Origin of the sequence: Microbulbifer zhoushanensis, assembly GCF_021729055.1 — a bacterium.
GTDB lineage: Bacteria > Pseudomonadota > Gammaproteobacteria > Pseudomonadales > Cellvibrionaceae > Microbulbifer > Microbulbifer zhoushanensis.
In genome coordinates, this window is sequence record NZ_JAJSAO010000005.1 from 228072 (window position 1) to 244750 (window position 16679).

Below are 16679 nucleotides of genomic sequence, written 5' to 3' on the forward strand. Positions count from 1 at the left end.
CCGGTAGAGAAATACTTCAGCCCGGGGCGAACACCCGGGTGTTACACAAGGGAACGGGTCGGCAGGGCCTGAAGAAAGGGAATGATAATGATTCGATTGAGAGAACGCCTCACCTTCAAGCTTAAGTTATTATCAATTCCAGCAGCTCTGCTTTGCGGCACCTACTCAACGCACGCAGTGTCAACTGCCAGTGAAGAAACCTTTGTATTCGAGACCTGGAGCAAGCAGACCGCCAGTGGGTACCGGGGGGAGATCAAGGTACCTGAGAACCGCCAGCGGCCTGACAGCCGTATGATCCCCCTCCGTTATGTTCGTTTTCCGGCAACCGGTGAAAGCTCGGGACCACCCATTATCTACCTTGCAGGTGGCCCCGGCGGCTCCGGCATCATGGCAGTCAATTACCGGTTCGGGATGTTTATGGCCCTGCGCCAGTTTGGCGACGTCATCGCCCTGGACCAGCGTGGCACAGGCCAGTCCAGCATCCTGCCGGAATGCCACTCCGGACAAAGATACCCCGCCTCCGGCGCAGTCTCTGACCGTGAATATATCGAGAGGTACCGCGAGGCTGTGCGCGAGTGCATGAAGTTCTGGCAGGACAGGGGTATCGACCTTGCCGGTTACAATACCCGGGAAAGTGCCCGCGACCTCGATGCGCTCAGGGCGCATCTGGGTGCGGAAGCGGTTGTGCTGTGGGGCACATCATACGGCAGTCACCTGGCCCTGGCTGCGCTGGGGGAAATGGAAAACCGGATTGCACGTATTGTCCTGTCCAGTACCGCTGGTTACCTCGACAGACTGCAGGCAGCTGTAGACTCACAACCTCGGGCCAGGGCCGCCTACCCCGATATCAAGGGACTGATAGAGCGGGTTCATGGGAAGCTCGACCTCAACCCGGTGCCAATGCAGCTCACGAAAGACAATGGCACCACCGTGGATTACCTGCTTGAACGGCGGGATATGCAACTGATCGCCTCAAGCTTTATCGCGGATCCCCGCAGCGCCGCACGATTACTCGATTTCTATCGCGCCCTGGACCAGGGAGAGCAACCGGCATTTGACTCGGTGCCACGCCGTTACTTCCCGGACGCGATACTCCATCCCGGCGAGCCAATCTCACTGAACGCCATGCCCACTGCAATGGATATAGCCTCGGGTATTGGCAAAGACCGCTCCCGGGTGGTTGCCCGCGAAGCAAAACACTCCCTTCTGCACGACTACCTGAACTTTTCCTATCATTTGCAGGGGCTTACCCCGGAGCTTGACCTGGGAGACGAATTTCGCCAGGCGCCCCGGAGCAAAGTGCCTGTACTCCTTTTCAGCGGGACCCTGGATGGTCGCACCGATATCAATGAACAGCGCGCTGCAGTATCTGGCCTGGAAAACTTGACCGCCATTACCGTCGAGAATGCCGGTCACAACCTGTTTATGTCTTCCGAGCAGATCCAGCTTGCAATCAACCGCTTTATGGCGGGAGAGCCTGCGCAGGGCGACCGGATTGTCATTCCTTTACCGGAACTCGGGCCAAAGACGCTACGGGAGTGATGTTGCGGGGAGCGTTTACTCCCGGAGGCTCATGCAGTGGCTTCAATACAGCCAGGCGCAAACCGCACTGGTGAAAATCGGCCATGTTTTCTCTGAAGCGTAGACCCAACCAGGTTTGTTGGTAGACTCACCGGCTGAGCCTTCTATAGATTTGCGGATAACAATAATGGGGCCTGCCCTTAAGCAACTTCCAACCCCGCGACCCACGCAGGGACTAATTCTGTTATTCCTGTGCTTCCTGGCTACTTCCATCGCCAACGCCACCCCACTCACGGCTGACCGGATCTTCCACGGTGGCTCCATTGTCACCATGGACCCGCGCCAGCCCCTTGCCGAGGCCGTGGCAGTGCTGAATGGGAAGGTCCTGGCGGTGGGAACAGACAATGCGGTGCTCGATATGCGCGGCCCGGGGACAGAAATGGTCGACCTCCATGGCCAGGTGCTGATGCCCGGTTTTATCGATATCCATACCCACCCGATCCTGTCGGCCATGATGGGGGAAGTCATCGATATCTCCGGCTTCACCCATCGCAGTCGCGAAGATGTGCTGGACACGCTGAAGCGGCGCATTGCCGGGAAAGACCCCGGCGAATGGGTGCTGGCCTATGGCTGGGACCCGGCACTCCTGCGGGACCTGGAGCCTCCAACCCTGGCCGAACTGGACCTGCTGGCACCGGATAACCCGCTGTTTATCATCGCCCAGACATTACATTCGGGTTTTGCCAACAGCCGCGCCTTCGCGGAAGCCGGTATCGACAGGAACAGTCCCGACCCGGACGGCGGCCACTTCGAGCGCAACGCGAATGGCGAGCTGACCGGGTTGGTAGTGGAGGTGGGCGCGATGGCAAAGTTCACCGGCTCCACCCCCGGGTACCCCCTGCCCGCCTACCTCTACCTGCTGACCAACCAGCTGGAGACTTATGCGGCCCACGGCTACACCACCATTGTCGCCCCGGGGCTGCAACCGATAATCCCGGAGCATATCCGCGCCCTGAAGTCTGTCGCCAGCCACCCCGGCGCCCCGGTGCGGACCTACACCTACCCATTGTTTGACCAGCTGGATGAATCCGGCATCGCCCCCGGTTCGGGTAACCTGTCGTTCGAGGTGCGTGGGCCCAAACTCTGGATTGACGGCTCACCCTATGCCGGCGGCATGGCTGTGGACGCCCCCTATCTCGATAATGAATTTACCCGGCAACGGCTGGGAATCGAGGCCGGCAGTCGCGGGCACCTGACCTTTAACAATGAACAACTGCAAGCCCTGGTACTACGCTACCACCGGCAGGGCTGGCAGATCTCCGCACACGCCCAGGGCGAGCGGGCAATCGATCAGTTCCTCGATGCAGTGGACGCAGCCCAACGGCAATTTCCGCGGGAAGACCACCGCCACCGGATCGAGCATGGCGCCCTGATTACTCCCGTGCAGCTGCAACGGGCGGCACAACTCGGCGTTACCCCCAGCTTCTATATGGACCATATTTACTACTACGGCGACACCTTGCAAGAATTGATCGTCGGCCCCGAGCGCGCGAACCGGTTTATGCCAGCCGGCTCCGCAGCGCGCGCAGGCCACCGGTTTACCATCCATACAGATTCCCCCTCCTCGCCGCTGGGGCCCATCCGCGCCATGCGGACTGCCGTACTGCGCGAGAGTCGAGGGGAGAAAAACATTTTCGGGAAACGCGAGCGTATCAGCGCAGACGATGCAATTCGTGCGCTGACCATCAATGCGGCCTGGCAGATCCACCAGGAGCATTCGCGGGGCAGTATCGAGGTGGGCAAGCTGGCAGACTTTACCGTGCTGTCGGAAAACCTCCTGGAGGTGTCGCCGCAACAGTGGGATCGGGTGCAGGTCACAGCCACCTATATTGGCGGAGAGCGTGTCGATCCACCCCGCTGGAGCTGGCGCAAGGCAAGCCTGTTACTGCAAGCGGGATGGTCGATGCTGTTTGACTGAACCCCCGGAATGACTGTCGGGCAAGCAGAGGAGCGACACCCGGCTTGAGCGGGGATCCGGATCAGTCCTGGCCGAACTCCCCGTGCCGGCCCGCGCCCGCAGTAAACCGACCTGCTCCGCTGATCGCCTCCTCGGACACCACCGGATACCCCCCACGTCCCTCATTGGCCAGGGCCTCTTCCAGTGTCAGGTCCCATTGCCGGTAGGCGGAGTCGCGGTCCGCTCGCAGGCATCGCTGGGGAAAGCGCGCAATGTCCCCGGCCAGTTCCAGTGCCGTCACCAGCACCTGGTCGTCTTCGACCACCCGGTTGGCCAGCCCCGCCTGCAGTGCCTCGTCGGCACCGACCGGGCGACCGGTGAGAATCATATCCATGGCCCGGCCATGGCCGACCACTCGCGGCAGCCGCACGGTACCACCGTCAATCAGGGGCACGCCCCAGCGGCGACAGAATACCCCGAAAATCGCGGACCTCCCGACCACGCGCAGGTCACACATCAACGCCAGTTCAAGGCCACCAGCCACCGCATAACCGCGAACCGCAGCGATCACCGGCTTGTCAAACTGCATGCGCGTGGGTCCCATGGGGCCCGGGCCAGTGCCCCCGGGCTCGATTTCATTGCGACTTTCCGGGTCGGCCATTGCCGACAGATCCGCGCCGGAACAGAAGTTGTCACCACTGCCGGTCAGTACTGCGACACGCAGCCGCTCATCAGCGGCAAAACGCACAAACGCGTCGCGCAATGCGGTGGCTGTTTTCCTGTCCACCGCATTGCGCTTCTCCGGGCGACAGATAGTGATAATGAATATATCGCCATCGACACTGGTGCTGACCGGGGCTCCAGCGGACTTTTCTCCCTTCATGCTCCCTCCTCGAGTACTGACTCCCGGTCCATCTTATACCGCCCGGAGGCCGGGATATACGTCCCAGACCAGCGCTGTGACGCCGCGGGGGGGAGCCTACAATCCCCCGGTAACAAACCTTTTAGAGTGCGGCCCGGTAGCGCCGCGACCATAGCCATGAACAATGCTGGGAATATACTCGAGCAGGTAAACAGGGTATCCGAGCCGCTGGCAGGCAACGATACCGATCTCGATCCTCTGCTGCGCAGGGCCGCCGATCGCAGTGTCATACTGCTGGGTGAGGCCAGCCATGGCACCCATGACTTCTACTCGATGCGCGCGGAGATCACCCGGTCCCTGGTCGAGGAACAGGGCCTCGACGCAATTGTGCTGGAGGGTGACTGGCCGGATGTTTACCGCATCAACCGCTTTGTCCGGGGGCTGGATGGCGACGCGAATGCCCGCGCCGCCCTCGGCGACTTCGAGCGTTTTCCGCTGTGGATGTGGCGCAACACCGTGATGGAATCATTCGTGCACTGGCTGCGTGAGTGGAACAGTACACGTGCCCCGGCAGACCGGGTGGGTGTCTACGGCATGGACCTGTACAGCATGTATCGCTCTGCCGACGCCGTAATCGGTTACCTGGAAAAGGTTGACCCTTCCGCAGCAGAGCGAGCGCGACAGCGCTATGCCTGCCTGGACCGGCATGGAGATCCGCAGCGTTATGGTTACCAGGCGGCCATGGGGCTGAGTGAATCCTGCCAGAAAGCGGCCGTCGAGCAGTTGCTGGAAATGCTGCAGGCGCATAGCCAGTGGCTGCAGCGGAGCGGGCTGTATGGGGAGGATGAGCTCTTTTACGCCGAGCGCAACGCGCGGGTGGTACACCATGCCGAGGCCTATTACCGGGGCATGTTCTTCTCCGGCGTAAACACCTGGAACCTGCGTGACCGGCATATGGTGGACACCCTGCTGGACCTGCGCCAGCACCTCAGCCAGCAGCGCGATCGCCAAGCGCGGATTGCGGTCTGGGCCCACAATTCGCACCTGGGCGACGCCCGCGCAACCGACGCAGCGCTACACGAAGAGGTAAACGTCGGCCAGCTGGTTCGCGAGAAACTGGGTGACGACGCGCTGCTGCTGGGGTTCACTACCTACACCGGCCATGTGACAGCGGCCACCGACTGGGACCAGCCGGTGGAGCATCGCTGGGTGCGACCGGCACTGGATGGGAGTGTCGAGGAACTGTTCCACCGGGCCGACCGGAAACGGTTTTACCTCGACATGGCTTCACTGCCTCCGGATACCCTCGGCCATCCGTTACTGGAACGGGCCATCGGCGTCATCTACCGGCCCGAAACCGAGCGCCAGAGCCACTATTTCCGCACCCGCTTGCAGCACCAGTTCGATGCAGTGATACACCTCGATGAAACGACGGCACTGGAGCCTCTGGATATGACCGAGGGCTGGCAGGAGCGGGAGCCGCCTGAAACCTGGCCCTATGGCACCTGAACCAGGGCCCGGGTTCGCCCTCGCATAACAGGTCAGAAATCGCGATTATCGTTCCTGAATACCTGTCCGTCCTTCATTACAAAACTGACCCGCTCCATCACGCTGATGTCCTCCAGCGGATTACCCGGCACCGCGACGATATCTGCCAGCTTACCCGCGCGAATACTGCCCAGCCGGGTATCCTGCCCCAGCAGCCTGGCGGAATTGATGGTTGCCGCCTGCAGTGCCTGTAACGGTGTCATGCCGAATTCCACCATGCGCGAGAACTGGCGTGCATTCTGGCCATGGGGATAGATGGAAGCATCGGACCCGAACACCATCTTCACCCCGGCATCCACCGCTGCACGGAAGCTCTCCCGCTGGCGCCCACCGACTTTGCGTTCCTTCTCCAGGCTCTCGGGCATGATTCCGGCCTTCTCACCCTCCGAGAGAATGTACTCAGTGACATAAATGTCCATCGACAGGACGGTGTCGTTTTTCTTCGCCAGCCGGATTGCCTCGCGGTCGAGGAAACTGGCGTGCTCGATGGAATCCACACCGGCACGGATGGCCGCCTTGATACCCTCGGTGCCGTGGGCATGGGCCGCGACAATGGCACCGCGCCGGTGGGCCTCGACCACAGCCGCCCGCATCTCCTCTTCCGCCAGCTGCTGGACGCCGGGTTCGGTGTTCCTGGACATGACGCCACCGGTGGCGCACATCTTGATCAGGTCAGCGCCATACTTGAAGTTTTCACGCACCTTTGCCCGCACGGCCCAGGGACCATCGGCGACGCCCTGCCCGCGGGCCTCGTACTCGTGGGTCAACAGGTTGTTGTCACAATGCCCCCCGGTAATCCCGATGGCCGGGCCGGATACAAACAGTCGCGGCCCGGGCACATCGCCGTCATTGATGGCATCGCGCAGCGCAATATCCGCGTATCCGGACGCGCCCAGGTTGCGCATGGTGGTAAATCCGGCCTTGAGCGAAGCGCGCGCGCTCTTCACCCCGGTAATCGCCGCACGCTCGGATGTCACTGCCAGGCGCCGGTAACCGTGCTGGTCCGAGGATCCTGTCAGATGCACATGCATATCCATCAGGCCCGGCACCAGGGTCATGCCAGCCAACGCCAGTGCTCCCTCCGGGGCCGGGACATCGGCCTCGACTGACACGATTCGGTTGCCATCGACAGTAACCAACGGCGATTCAATAACCTTTCCTGTCTCCACATCGATCAGGCGATCCGCACTGATATAGGTGACCGCCACCGAGGCCTGGGCCAGGATTGCACTGCCGACGCCCACCAGGATGGCCATCAGGGATTTCCTGTTGTTGGTTTTACGGTACATTCCTTCTCCTGTGCGGGTCCGATAGCAATTGGGAAGCTGAACTACGCCCCGGGGCTCAAAAACTGATACCCGGTTGTACCCTATTTAACATGGCCATGCCAGCCGCTGCGATGAGCTGCCCGGATGGCGGGTTGGCACGCAGATACAGGGAATGCGATGACGACTACTGAAAAGGAAAAGATGCTCCGCGGTGAGCTGTACCGGGCCTCCGATGCCGAACTCGCGCAGGAGCGCCTTCTGGCCCGGCAGCTGTGCTGGGAGTACAACCATTCAGAACCGCATCACGACGTACTGCGCAACCAGCTGTTGACGCGGCTGCTGGGAAGCCGCGGCGAAGCCTGCACGATCGAACAGTCTTTCCAGTGTGACTATGGCTACAACATTCACCTGGGCGACGGCTTTTTTGCCAACTTCGAGCTGGTAATACTGGACGTCTGCAGCGTCCGCATCGGGGCAAATTGCCTTTGCGGCCCCAGGGTCAGTATCCTCACCGCCACCCACCCGAGGGATCCTGTGGAACGTGCAACCGGGCTGGAGTACGGCGCGCCGGTTACCATCGGCGACAATGTGTGGATTGGGGCCGGGGCCATTATCAATCCGGGCGTTACCATCGGTGATAATGCTGTAATCGCCTCGGGGGCAGTGGTCACCCGGGATATCGCCGCCAATGCGGTCGTGGGCGGAGTGCCCGCGCGGGCTATTCCCCATGCTCCCTGAATAATGACAGTGAAAGGCCGGAGCAACAGGGTATGAGAGACAAGCCGACCATCAGGGTCTATTACAACTCCGCCTGCCCCGTTTGCCGTGCCGGCATCGGGCACCAGAAGCGGCGCATGGCCGGCTGCCCGGTGGACTGGGAGGATGTCCACCTGGACCACGACCGGGTCAGGGACCTTGGCGCCGACCTGGAGTTTGTCCGCGAACGGTTGCACGTCATTGATGAAAACGGCGACCTGCAGGTGGGGCTGGGTGCGTTTATCGCCATCTGGCGCAACGCCCCCGGGGAGGCGTGGAAGGCCCGGCTAGCGAGCCTCCCCCTACTCCGGCCGTTACTGGGCCTCTGCTACAACGGCTTTGCCCGGCTCCTCTACCACTGGAATCGCGCCAGGAATCACTGGCAGGCCTGAATCACGGCAGCTAAATCCACATTATCAACCCGGATTCCCCGCAAATTGTGGCGACTGTCGGTCAGTGCCCCCGGCCCGCGCGGATTGGTATAGGCTCATATAAGAAGACCACCGTTTTCGGCGGCCCCGAACGGGCGTGGCCGTGTTTCGGGTCACGCCGCCAGAAATACTGGAGGAAATAGATGAACTGCCCATCCTGTAAAGAGTCCGGATTGATGGCCATGGATCGCAATGGCGTGCAGATCGATTACTGTCCCAATTGCAGGGGAATCTGGCTCGATCACGGCGAGCTCGAAAAGATCATCGAGAAGTCCCATGCCGCCGGGCTCAGCGATGCGGGTCACCCGCAGGAGCCCCACAAGCAGAAGCGCAACCTGATCACCGAGCTATTTGACTTCTGAGTATCGGACAGGTGTTGGGCGCCCACGCCGCACCCCGGTAACGATGGGCAAGGCACGCTCGCAGGACCAACAGGGCCGCGAATCGCCGGAGACAGGCTGGCAGGCGGTTCCCGACGAGCCCCGTCGCGGCGCTATTGGGGACCTGCGCGCACTGCAGCAATCGGGCCTGCAAACCTTCCGCCGTTTTGTCCGGGGAGAACTGCCGGGCCCGCCCATCTGGCGCCTGACCGGAATGAAGCCCACCGAGGTCACCCTGGGAAAGGCGACTTTCTCCATGCCAGTAACCACCTGGCTGGCGGACGGCAGCGGCATCTACTGGGGAGGCATCTGCGCACTGCTGGCTGACGCGCCCCTCGCCTCGGCCATCTGGACCACGCTCCCCGCCGGCAAGGTACTCTCCACCTCGGAACTGACCATCAGTTTTGTGCGCCCGATTACCAATGCCACCAGGAATCTGGTTGGTCGCGCAGAAACGGTGCATTCCGGCCGGCAGGTGGGGCTGTCGATGGTCGAGATCACGGACCAGGACGGGCGCCTGCTGGCGTTTGGCAGCAGTCGCTGCATGATCACCGATTTGAGTGTGGACCCGGACGAGGATCTGCCCGAGCCGGACCTGGGGCCAGACGATACGCCCGACCCCTATCGCCGTGATCCACCGGATGCAGAGCTATGTGACCTCAAGGAATTTGCCGAGCTCAAGCCACTGGAACTGCAGCAGGCGACCATCGCCGAGGGCCGCACACAGCCAATCTGGCAACTCACCGGCTACCGCCCCCGGGAAGTGGAGGAAGGCTGCTTCCACGGCACACTGCCCACCTCGGAGTGGTTCTCCAATGGCAGCCTCGCGATATATGGCGGGATGCTGGCCTGGGCTGCAGACTTCACCATGGGTGCCGCGATCTATTCCACGCTGCCGGCCGGCGACCTGTTCGCCACCCTGGATATGCATATCCGCTTCACGCGGCCGGCAAAAATCAACAGTGGCGACCTGACCTGTATTGCCCAGGTCCGGCATTACGGCCGGCAATTGCGGGTGGTTACCTGCAATATTGATACAGCCGATGGCAAGCGCGTGGCCATGGCAACTGCTTCGGCCCTGGTCATCAAGGGAGCCGCCCGGGACCTGGCCGAAGGCGGGGACCCGGAGGAAATCATCGCCCAGGCCGACCACAGTGCCGGGCACCACGGAAATTTCTCCAGGTGAGATCAGGGTCCGTTAACTTGCCGGCGCTGTGATGACTGTCGATTGACTCCCGCCCTTCGTCAAATTTCTTTTGCCAACAACCCGCGCCCGTTCCCTATTGAGCAGTAGAAAGACGGGTCGAAATCAATAATCTTCGAAGATGCCCTCCACCTATCGGCCAACCCCCATGCAGTACACGCTTGCTCCCGGTTCCGTAAATGAACCCTGTGGCATGGTTTTATTCTCATCCCGGCACTACGCCCCCGACAGGGTTGATGCACTGTTTCGGGACACCGCCATAACCTTGATTGTGTATTCACCCGGTAAGCTCCGGGAGCAAGCACCGGGGACCAGTAGCAAGAGAAAACCTGCAGCGCAGTATCCGTGTGATTTAGCCCAGGGGCTTCAGCCGGTTGCTGCAGGAGACCTCCCCGGATAAAAGCAAACAGTCATTATAATAACCAACCAATCGAGGTACTCCGATGAGATACTTCAGTGCGATGATGTTCCTTTCACTGGCCCTCACTACGGCAAGCACAACAGCACACGCCGTACCCCGCACAGCATTTGTGCACCTATTCGAATGGCAATGGGACCAGGTGGCTGCCGAATGTGAAAACTTCCTCGGCCCCAAGGGGTTCTCAGCCGTCCAGGTTTCACCGCCGCAGAAATCCATCAACGGCAGCCAGTGGTGGACCCGCTACCAGCCGGTAAGCTACGCGATCGAGGGTCGCTCCGGCAGCCGCCAGCAATTCGCCGACATGGTCAGCCGTTGCAACGCGGCTGGCGTGGACATCTATGTCGATGCCGTAATCAACCATATGGCGGCCTGGGACCGGAATTTTCCCGAAGTCCCCTACGGTCCCAATGATTTCCATAATTGCACCGACGACATCGACTATTCGAACAAGTGGTCGATACAGAATTGTGACCTGGTGGGCCTGAACGACCTGAAGACCGAATCCGCCTACGTCCAGGGTAAAATTGCCGATTACCTCAATGACCTGATCTCGATGGGCGTGGCAGGTTTCCGTATCGACGCAGCAAAGCATATGCCTGCGGCGGATATCAATGCGATTGTGCAACGCCTCAATGGCGACCCGTACATCTACCAGGAAGTGATCGGCGCGGCCGGCGAGCCGGTACAGGCCGGTGACTATACCTGGGTTGGTGATGTAACGGAGTTCAACTTCACCAATACCATGGGCTATTACTTCAAGCTGCGCGGGCCACTGAAGGAAATCAGCAATATCGGCAACTGGCAGGGCTGGTTGCCTACTGATGATGCCATCACCTTCGTGGCCAACCACGATAACCAGCGGCAGAATACCGATAACACGATCACCCACAAGGACGGCAACAACGCCAATAATATGGCGCATGTATTCCTGCTGGGCTGGCCCTATGGTTACCCGAAGGTCATGTCCAGTTACGACTGGAGCGACCATGACCAGGGCCCTCCCGCCTCGGCCGCGGGTGACTGCAGCAACGGCTGGCTGTGTGAACACCGCAATCGTGCCATCGCCAATATGGTGGCCTTCCGCAACAATACCGCCGATTACTTCGGGGTGACCAACTACTGGGATAACGGCAACCACCAGCTGGCCTGGGGTCGCGGCGGGCTCGGTTTCGTGGCCATCAATATGGAAGGAAGTGACCTGAACCGCAGCTTCCAGACGGGTATGCCCGCCGGCACCTACTGCGACATCATCCAGGGCGAATTCGATTACGACGCCGGCACCTGCAGTGGCCCCACTATTTCCGTGGACGGCAATGGCAATGCAAACTTCAACGTTTACTACCGCAACGCCTCTGCGATTCACGTGGGCGCCCGTGTGGGTGTCCCCTGCCCCGACTGCGGTGGCAACACCGGTGGCAAGTCCGGCGGTGGTGGCTCTACGGGCGGCGGTGCCGGTGGCCCGGTAAATGTGTCATTCAGCTGCGCCAACGGCTACACCTACTGGGGCCAGAGTGTCTACGTGGTAGGAAACCAGGATGAACTGGGCAACTGGGACCCGGCCGGTGCGCGAGTCCTGGATGCCTCCGCTTATCCCACCTGGAGTGCCACTATTGAATTGCCCGCCTCTACCGACGTGGAGTGGAAATGCCTCAAGCGCGAGGAAAATAATTCCGGCGCCGGAATCGAGTGGCAACTGGGCTCCAACAATGGCTTCAATACCGGTACATCCGACTCCAGCCAGTCGGCCGGCTTCTGACTCTCACAGGCTGGAAGTAAAAAGGCGGGCCCCCGGGCCCGCCATCCCACAGTGCCCCTCTTTCCTCACTTCCCCGGCCAACGCATATCGACGCTGGGATCAACAGCGGCTCCCCCACCCGTAAACAACCAGGCGCCTTTGACTATGCTCTGGACTGGGAAATCGGCCCGCAACGATTGGAACCCCCGGGATGAGGATTGGTATCAGACAGAGAACCGGTTTTTGGCGCCGGCATTTCCCCGCCCCCAATCCCATTGCAGAGTCCAGCGGGTTGATCAGGCATTGGCTCTCCATCGTCGTACCCTGCATCGTCATATCCTGCTTTCCCACCCCCGCATTCGCGCAGTTCTCACTGCCCGGTTCAGAGCCCGCGACCGAACCACAATTGCCGGAGGCCCAGGCGCCACTGGAAGACATTGAGGCCGAGCGAGCCCGGGTAGAGGACAACCTCCAGTCAGCCAGTGACCAGCTGCGCGAAGCCAGGAAAACCCTCGAGCCGCTGCAGGGGTCAGGACAGGACACCGCGCCACTGGAGCGCCGGGTAGGTCTTCTCTCGGGAAGGGTCCAGACAGCGCGGCGGCACCTGAGCATCATCGAGGACGAAACCAGCCTGCAGCAGGAGCGCGAGGACCTGCGACGCGAAATCGCCAACTGGACCGGCTTTCCCGAACCGGGTCCCTACCCCGCAGCGCTGGCGGACAAGCTGTTTCACCAGTTAAAGGCTGCGCGCGCTGCCAGGCAAACCGCGGAGACCCGCCTGGCATCAATCGAATACGGGAAAAGCCTCGTGTTCGACGCCTATGGCGACGCGGAGAGGAGTGCACGACAGGCAATGGAGGCACTCGAGGCCGCGCCTACGGGCCCGAAGCGGGCGCAGGCTCGCCGCGATAATGAACTGGCGCAACTTGAACTGCGATTCGACGGCGAGACCGTGGCCTACCTGCGCTCCGCGGAAAAACACCTGCAGGAACGTATCGCCTACCAGCAGGCCAGGGCTGACTTTATCCGGCAGAAACTGGCGACCGCCCTGGCCGATACACGCGTCAGCGAAAGTGAATTCGAGGAGCGTAAAGCCACGCTGGCTGCGCAACTCCAGGACGCACGGGAGAAACGCCAGACTCTCGACCCGCGCCAGGCGGAACTGGCAGCGAGAATCGAATCCCTGCACCCGGATCCCGCTTACCGGGCCGACCCGCCAGCGCAGCCCGGCGAAGCAGGTAATACCGACCAGGTGAAAGACCCGGAACCGGGTCCGCCCGGAGACGGGACGGGTTCCGCCACCCCGGGGCAGCCGACCGGACAGGAAGCGGAACTGGAGCTGCGCCAGCGGCAGATGAATGTACTCAGGAACACCGGCGACGACATCAACCTGGAGATCACTTACCTGCAACTGCGACGGGACCTCTGGGAGGAGCGATACCGCCTGCAACAGGAGTGGCAGGTGGCCCGGGCCAAAACCCTGTTGCAGGAATTGCCCACCTTCGGGAAGGTGATCGGTGACAGCATCTCCGGCCTAGAACAGGCGCGGGCCGAAGTTGAGGATTTCGCACTCGAGCCGCGTTTCTCCGTGTCCGCACTGGAGCCTGCCCGGCACGACCTGCTGGCCAGCCTGGAAGACCGCACACAGCAACTGGAAACCACCCTGGTTGCTGCCCGGCGGCTGCGGGACTTCCTGCAACTCTGGCAACTGGAACTGGAAACCCGTATCCGCAACGCCACCACTGCGGAGGAAATTCGCGGCTGGTGGGACCTGATGCTACAGGAAGCCCTACGCATCTGGGACTATGAACTGGCATCGGTGGAAGACACGCTGGTGGTGGACGGTGAGCGCGTTGTCGAGCAGCGCCCGATTACCCTGGGCAAGGTAATACAGGCATTACTGATCCTGGCCATTGGCCTGCTACTCGCCTCGCAGATCTCCAGGCTGATCAGCCGTATCGTCCTGCCCTTTTCGGCCGGCAAATGGCAGAACCGGCTGTTGCTGCAGCGGCTGCTGCGCATCGGGCTGGTCCTGGTGGTAGTCGCGCTGGCACTGATCACTGTAAAGATCCCCCTGACCGTATTCGCCTTCCTCGGCGGCGCCATCGCCATCGGCATCGGCTTCGGGGCCCAGAACCTGATCAATAACCTGATCAGCGGCTTTATCCTGCTGGGGGAAAAGCCGATCCGTGCCGGCGACCAGATAGAGATCGAGGGAGTGCGCGGGATCGTGGACAAGATCGGCGACCGCTGCACACGGGTCCGGCGGTTCGATGGTGTGGAAATCCTGATCCCCAACAGTATGCTGCTGGAGAACACCGTCACCAATATCACCCTTTCAGACCAGCGTATGCGGACCAGCATCACTGTCGGTGTGGCCTACGGCTCGCCCACCCGCGAGGTGCAGGAACTGCTCGAGTCCATTGCCCGCGACCACCCACTGGTGGTGCAGGTACCGGAACCGGTGGTGGTATTCGAGGACTTCGGGGACAGTGCGCTGAATTTCTGCATCTATTTCTGGCTCGACCTGGCTGCGCAGCCGGATTTCCGCACCGTGCTCACCGACCTGCGCCACACCATCGTGGAGGCCTTTGCCGGGCGCGATATCGAGATCGCCTTCCCCCAGCGGGATGTTCACCTGGACTCTGGGTCACCCATTGCCGTGCAACTGCTCTCACGGCCCGACTAAACCCGCGTACACAGCGCCCCCGGCATTACAGCCGGCCAGCTCCGCTGCATGACATCCCGGTCACCTCCAGCGAATTTCAGCACGGCCGTTCAGCCGCGACCCCGTTTTGTGTATCATCGACGGCTTTAGCACAAATTTTGACCAATTTTTAACCGGTAACCGGTGCTGGCACTAACACAGAATTCTTACAGAACCAGAGAACAGCCATGACCTCAACCACTTCCCCCAGTGCGGAAAGCTCCCAGGCCACGGGAAAGAAGACCGCGTTCACCCGCTTCCTCGATACCGTCGAGTGGCTGGGTAACCTGCTGCCCCACCCGATCACCCTGTTCGCCCTGTTTGCCGTGGGCGTGGTGTTTATCAGCGGTATCGCGTCCTGGTTCGGCCTGGCAGTGCCGGACCCGCGCCCGGTGGGTGCCGCTGGCCGGGACCCGGACGGTATTATCGAGGTGTTCAACCTGCTGTCCGGGGACGGGTTGCGGATGATCGTGACCAGCCTGGTGACCAACTTCACCGGCTTTGCGCCGCTGGGCACCGTGTTGGTGGCCCTGCTGGGTGTGGGTGTGGCAGAGCACTCCGGGCTGCTGAGCGCCGCAGTGCGGGGCCTGGTGATGCAGGCCTCCAGGCGCACCGTGACCGTGATTGTGGTCTTCGCCGGCATTCTCTCCAACACCGCCTCGGAGCTTGGCTATGTGGTGCTGATCCCGCTGGCGGCAATGATCTTCCACTCCCTGGGGCGCCACCCACTGGCGGGCCTGGCCGCGGCCTTTGCCGGTGTATCCGGCGGCTACAGCGCCAACCTGCTGATCGGCACCGTGGATCCGCTGCTGTCCGGTATCACCGAGTCCGCCGCCCATATGATCGACCCCACCTACGCCGTGGGCCCGGAAGTGAACTGGTTCTTCATGATGGTCAGCACCGTGCTGATCACCCTGGTGGGCAGCTGGGTGACCATCGCCATCGTCGAGCCCAAGCTGGGTAAATACGATGATTCCGAGGCCTCTGTGGACCTGTCCCAGGACAAGATGGGCGAGCTCACCGCCGATGAGAAACGCGGCCTCAAGTACGCGGGCCTGGCGGTTCTGGCAGTCTGCGCACTGTTCGCGCTGTCCATTGTGCCGGAGTGGGGCGTGCTGCGGGATCCTGAGACCGGTGCGGTCGCCGGCTCCCCGTTCCTGAAGGGTATCGTGGCGCTGATCGTGGTGTTCTTTGCGATCCCCGGATTTGTCTTCGGCCGCGTCACCGGCACCATGCGCAACGACCGTGACGTAATCAACGCCATGTCCAAGAGCATGGGGACCATGGGCATGTACATCGTCCTGGTGTTCTTCGCCGCCCAGTTTGTGGCCTTCTTCAAGGTCACCAACCTGGGCACCATCTTCGCCGTGGTGGGCGCCGACACCCTGCAAAGTATTGGCCTGACTGGCCCGCTGCTGTTCCTGTTCTTTATCATGATGTGCGGCTTCGTGAACCTGATGCTGGGCAGTGCCTCCGCCCAGTGGGCGGTCACCGCACCAATCTTCGTGCCCATGCTGATGTTGCTGGGCTATGCCCCGGAAGTGATCCAGGCGGCCTACCGGATCGGCGACTCGGTCACCAATATCATCACCCCGATGATGAGCTATTTCGGCCTGATCGTGTCGTTTGCCACCCGCTACAAGAAGGACCTGGGTATCGGTACACTGATCTCCACCATGATCCCCTACTCGATTTTCTTCTTCGTGGGGTGGTCGCTGCTGTTCTTTATCTGGGTATTCGCACTGGGCCTGCCGGTCGGTCCCGGCGCCGCGACCTACTATTCAAGCTAGGCCAAGCCAGAAATCCACTGGGTGGCACCCGCGCGGTGCCGCCCAAGAGGGTGCCATTAGCGCCCGAATCAGTTTAAAGTCCCCGAAAATCCCCAGGAC

The 16679-nt window shown here is 61.4% G+C and carries 12 protein-coding genes; 10 read left to right on the plus strand and 2 right to left on the minus strand.

Going from position 1 to position 16679, the window contains the following annotated elements; all coding sequences use genetic code 11:
- Positions 1-87 precede the first annotated feature (87 nt).
- The gene (locus tag LVD10_RS11780; protein ID WP_237063762.1) at positions 88-1542 is read left to right on the plus strand and encodes an alpha/beta fold hydrolase; all 1455 of its coding nucleotides are present in this window, start codon (positions 88-90) and stop codon (positions 1540-1542) included.
- Positions 1543-1708: 166 nt separating this feature from the next.
- Positions 1709-3499 carry an amidohydrolase gene (locus tag LVD10_RS11785; RefSeq protein ID WP_237063764.1) on the plus strand — a complete coding sequence of 597 codons (1791 nt, stop codon included), beginning with the start codon at positions 1709-1711 and terminating at the stop codon, positions 3497-3499.
- 61 nt (positions 3500-3560) lie between these two features.
- On the opposite strand, the gene LVD10_RS11790 is transcribed toward LVD10_RS11785, so the two are convergent.
- The gene (locus LVD10_RS11790; protein ID WP_232941682.1) at positions 3561-4361 is read right to left on the minus strand and encodes a crotonase/enoyl-CoA hydratase family protein; all 801 of its coding nucleotides are present in this window, start codon (positions 4359-4361) and stop codon (positions 3561-3563) included.
- A 156-nt stretch (positions 4362-4517) separates the two neighbouring features.
- Between LVD10_RS11790 and LVD10_RS11795 the strand changes: the two genes are divergently transcribed.
- Entirely contained in the window at positions 4518-5849 is a 1332-nt protein-coding gene (locus LVD10_RS11795) for an erythromycin esterase family protein (RefSeq protein WP_232941681.1), read from the plus strand.
- Positions 5850-5881: 32 nt separating this feature from the next.
- Here the strand turns inward: LVD10_RS11795 and LVD10_RS11800 are convergent, their stop codons facing one another.
- Entirely contained in the window at positions 5882-7177 is a 1296-nt protein-coding gene (locus tag LVD10_RS11800; protein WP_237063766.1) for a Xaa-Pro dipeptidase, read from the minus strand.
- Between the two features lie 156 nt (positions 7178-7333).
- Between LVD10_RS11800 and LVD10_RS11805 the strand changes: the two genes are divergently transcribed.
- From LVD10_RS11805 to LVD10_RS11835, 7 genes are all read left to right on the plus strand, one after another.
- Positions 7334-7894 carry a sugar O-acetyltransferase gene (locus LVD10_RS11805; protein WP_237063768.1) on the plus strand — a complete coding sequence of 187 codons (561 nt, stop codon included), beginning with the start codon at positions 7334-7336 and terminating at the stop codon, positions 7892-7894.
- Between the two features lie 32 nt (positions 7895-7926).
- On the plus strand, positions 7927-8304 hold the full coding sequence (locus LVD10_RS11810; protein ID WP_237063770.1) for a thiol-disulfide oxidoreductase DCC family protein: 378 nt from the start codon (positions 7927-7929) through the stop codon (positions 8302-8304).
- A gap of 182 nt (positions 8305-8486) precedes the next feature.
- Complete coding sequence (locus tag LVD10_RS11815) at positions 8487-8705, plus strand: TFIIB-type zinc ribbon-containing protein (RefSeq protein WP_232941677.1); 219 nt, start codon at positions 8487-8489, stop codon at positions 8703-8705.
- A gap of 43 nt (positions 8706-8748) precedes the next feature.
- Positions 8749-9909, plus strand: coding sequence for a PaaI family thioesterase (locus LVD10_RS11820; RefSeq protein WP_232941676.1), 1161 nt, complete (start codon positions 8749-8751; stop codon positions 9907-9909).
- A 461-nt stretch (positions 9910-10370) separates the two neighbouring features.
- Entirely contained in the window at positions 10371-12104 is a 1734-nt protein-coding gene (locus LVD10_RS11825; RefSeq protein ID WP_237063772.1) for a carbohydrate-binding module family 20 domain-containing protein, read from the plus strand.
- Positions 12105-12375: 271 nt separating this feature from the next.
- Positions 12376-14772 (plus strand): mechanosensitive ion channel domain-containing protein, encoded by a 2397-nt coding sequence (locus LVD10_RS11830; RefSeq protein ID WP_237063774.1) that lies wholly within the window; start codon positions 12376-12378, stop codon positions 14770-14772.
- A gap of 206 nt (positions 14773-14978) precedes the next feature.
- Positions 14979-16580, plus strand: coding sequence for an AbgT family transporter (locus LVD10_RS11835; protein WP_232941673.1), 1602 nt, complete (start codon positions 14979-14981; stop codon positions 16578-16580).
- Positions 16581-16679: the final 99 nt, after the last annotated feature.

Excerpts from the sequence above, each read along its gene's own strand:
- LVD10_RS11780 (WP_237063762.1), top strand. The coding sequence starts at position 88 with ATGATTCGATTGAGAGAACGCCTCACCTTCAAGCTTAAGTTATTATCA.
- LVD10_RS11785 (WP_237063764.1), top strand. The coding sequence starts at position 1,709 with ATGGGGCCTGCCCTTAAGCAACTTCCAACCCCGCGACCCACGCAGGGA.
- LVD10_RS11790 (WP_232941682.1), bottom strand. The coding sequence starts at position 4,361 with ATGAAGGGAGAAAAGTCCGCTGGAGCCCCGGTCAGCACCAGTGTCGAT.
- LVD10_RS11795 (WP_232941681.1), top strand. The coding sequence starts at position 4,518 with ATGAACAATGCTGGGAATATACTCGAGCAGGTAAACAGGGTATCCGAG.
- LVD10_RS11800 (WP_237063766.1), bottom strand. The coding sequence starts at position 7,177 with ATGTACCGTAAAACCAACAACAGGAAATCCCTGATGGCCATCCTGGTG.
- LVD10_RS11805 (WP_237063768.1), top strand. The coding sequence starts at position 7,334 with ATGACGACTACTGAAAAGGAAAAGATGCTCCGCGGTGAGCTGTACCGG.
- LVD10_RS11810 (WP_237063770.1), top strand. The coding sequence starts at position 7,927 with ATGAGAGACAAGCCGACCATCAGGGTCTATTACAACTCCGCCTGCCCC.
- LVD10_RS11815 (WP_232941677.1), top strand. The coding sequence starts at position 8,487 with ATGAACTGCCCATCCTGTAAAGAGTCCGGATTGATGGCCATGGATCGC.
- LVD10_RS11820 (WP_232941676.1), top strand. The coding sequence starts at position 8,749 with ATGGGCAAGGCACGCTCGCAGGACCAACAGGGCCGCGAATCGCCGGAG.
- LVD10_RS11825 (WP_237063772.1), top strand. The coding sequence starts at position 10,371 with ATGAGATACTTCAGTGCGATGATGTTCCTTTCACTGGCCCTCACTACG.
- LVD10_RS11835 (WP_232941673.1), top strand. The coding sequence starts at position 14,979 with ATGACCTCAACCACTTCCCCCAGTGCGGAAAGCTCCCAGGCCACGGGA.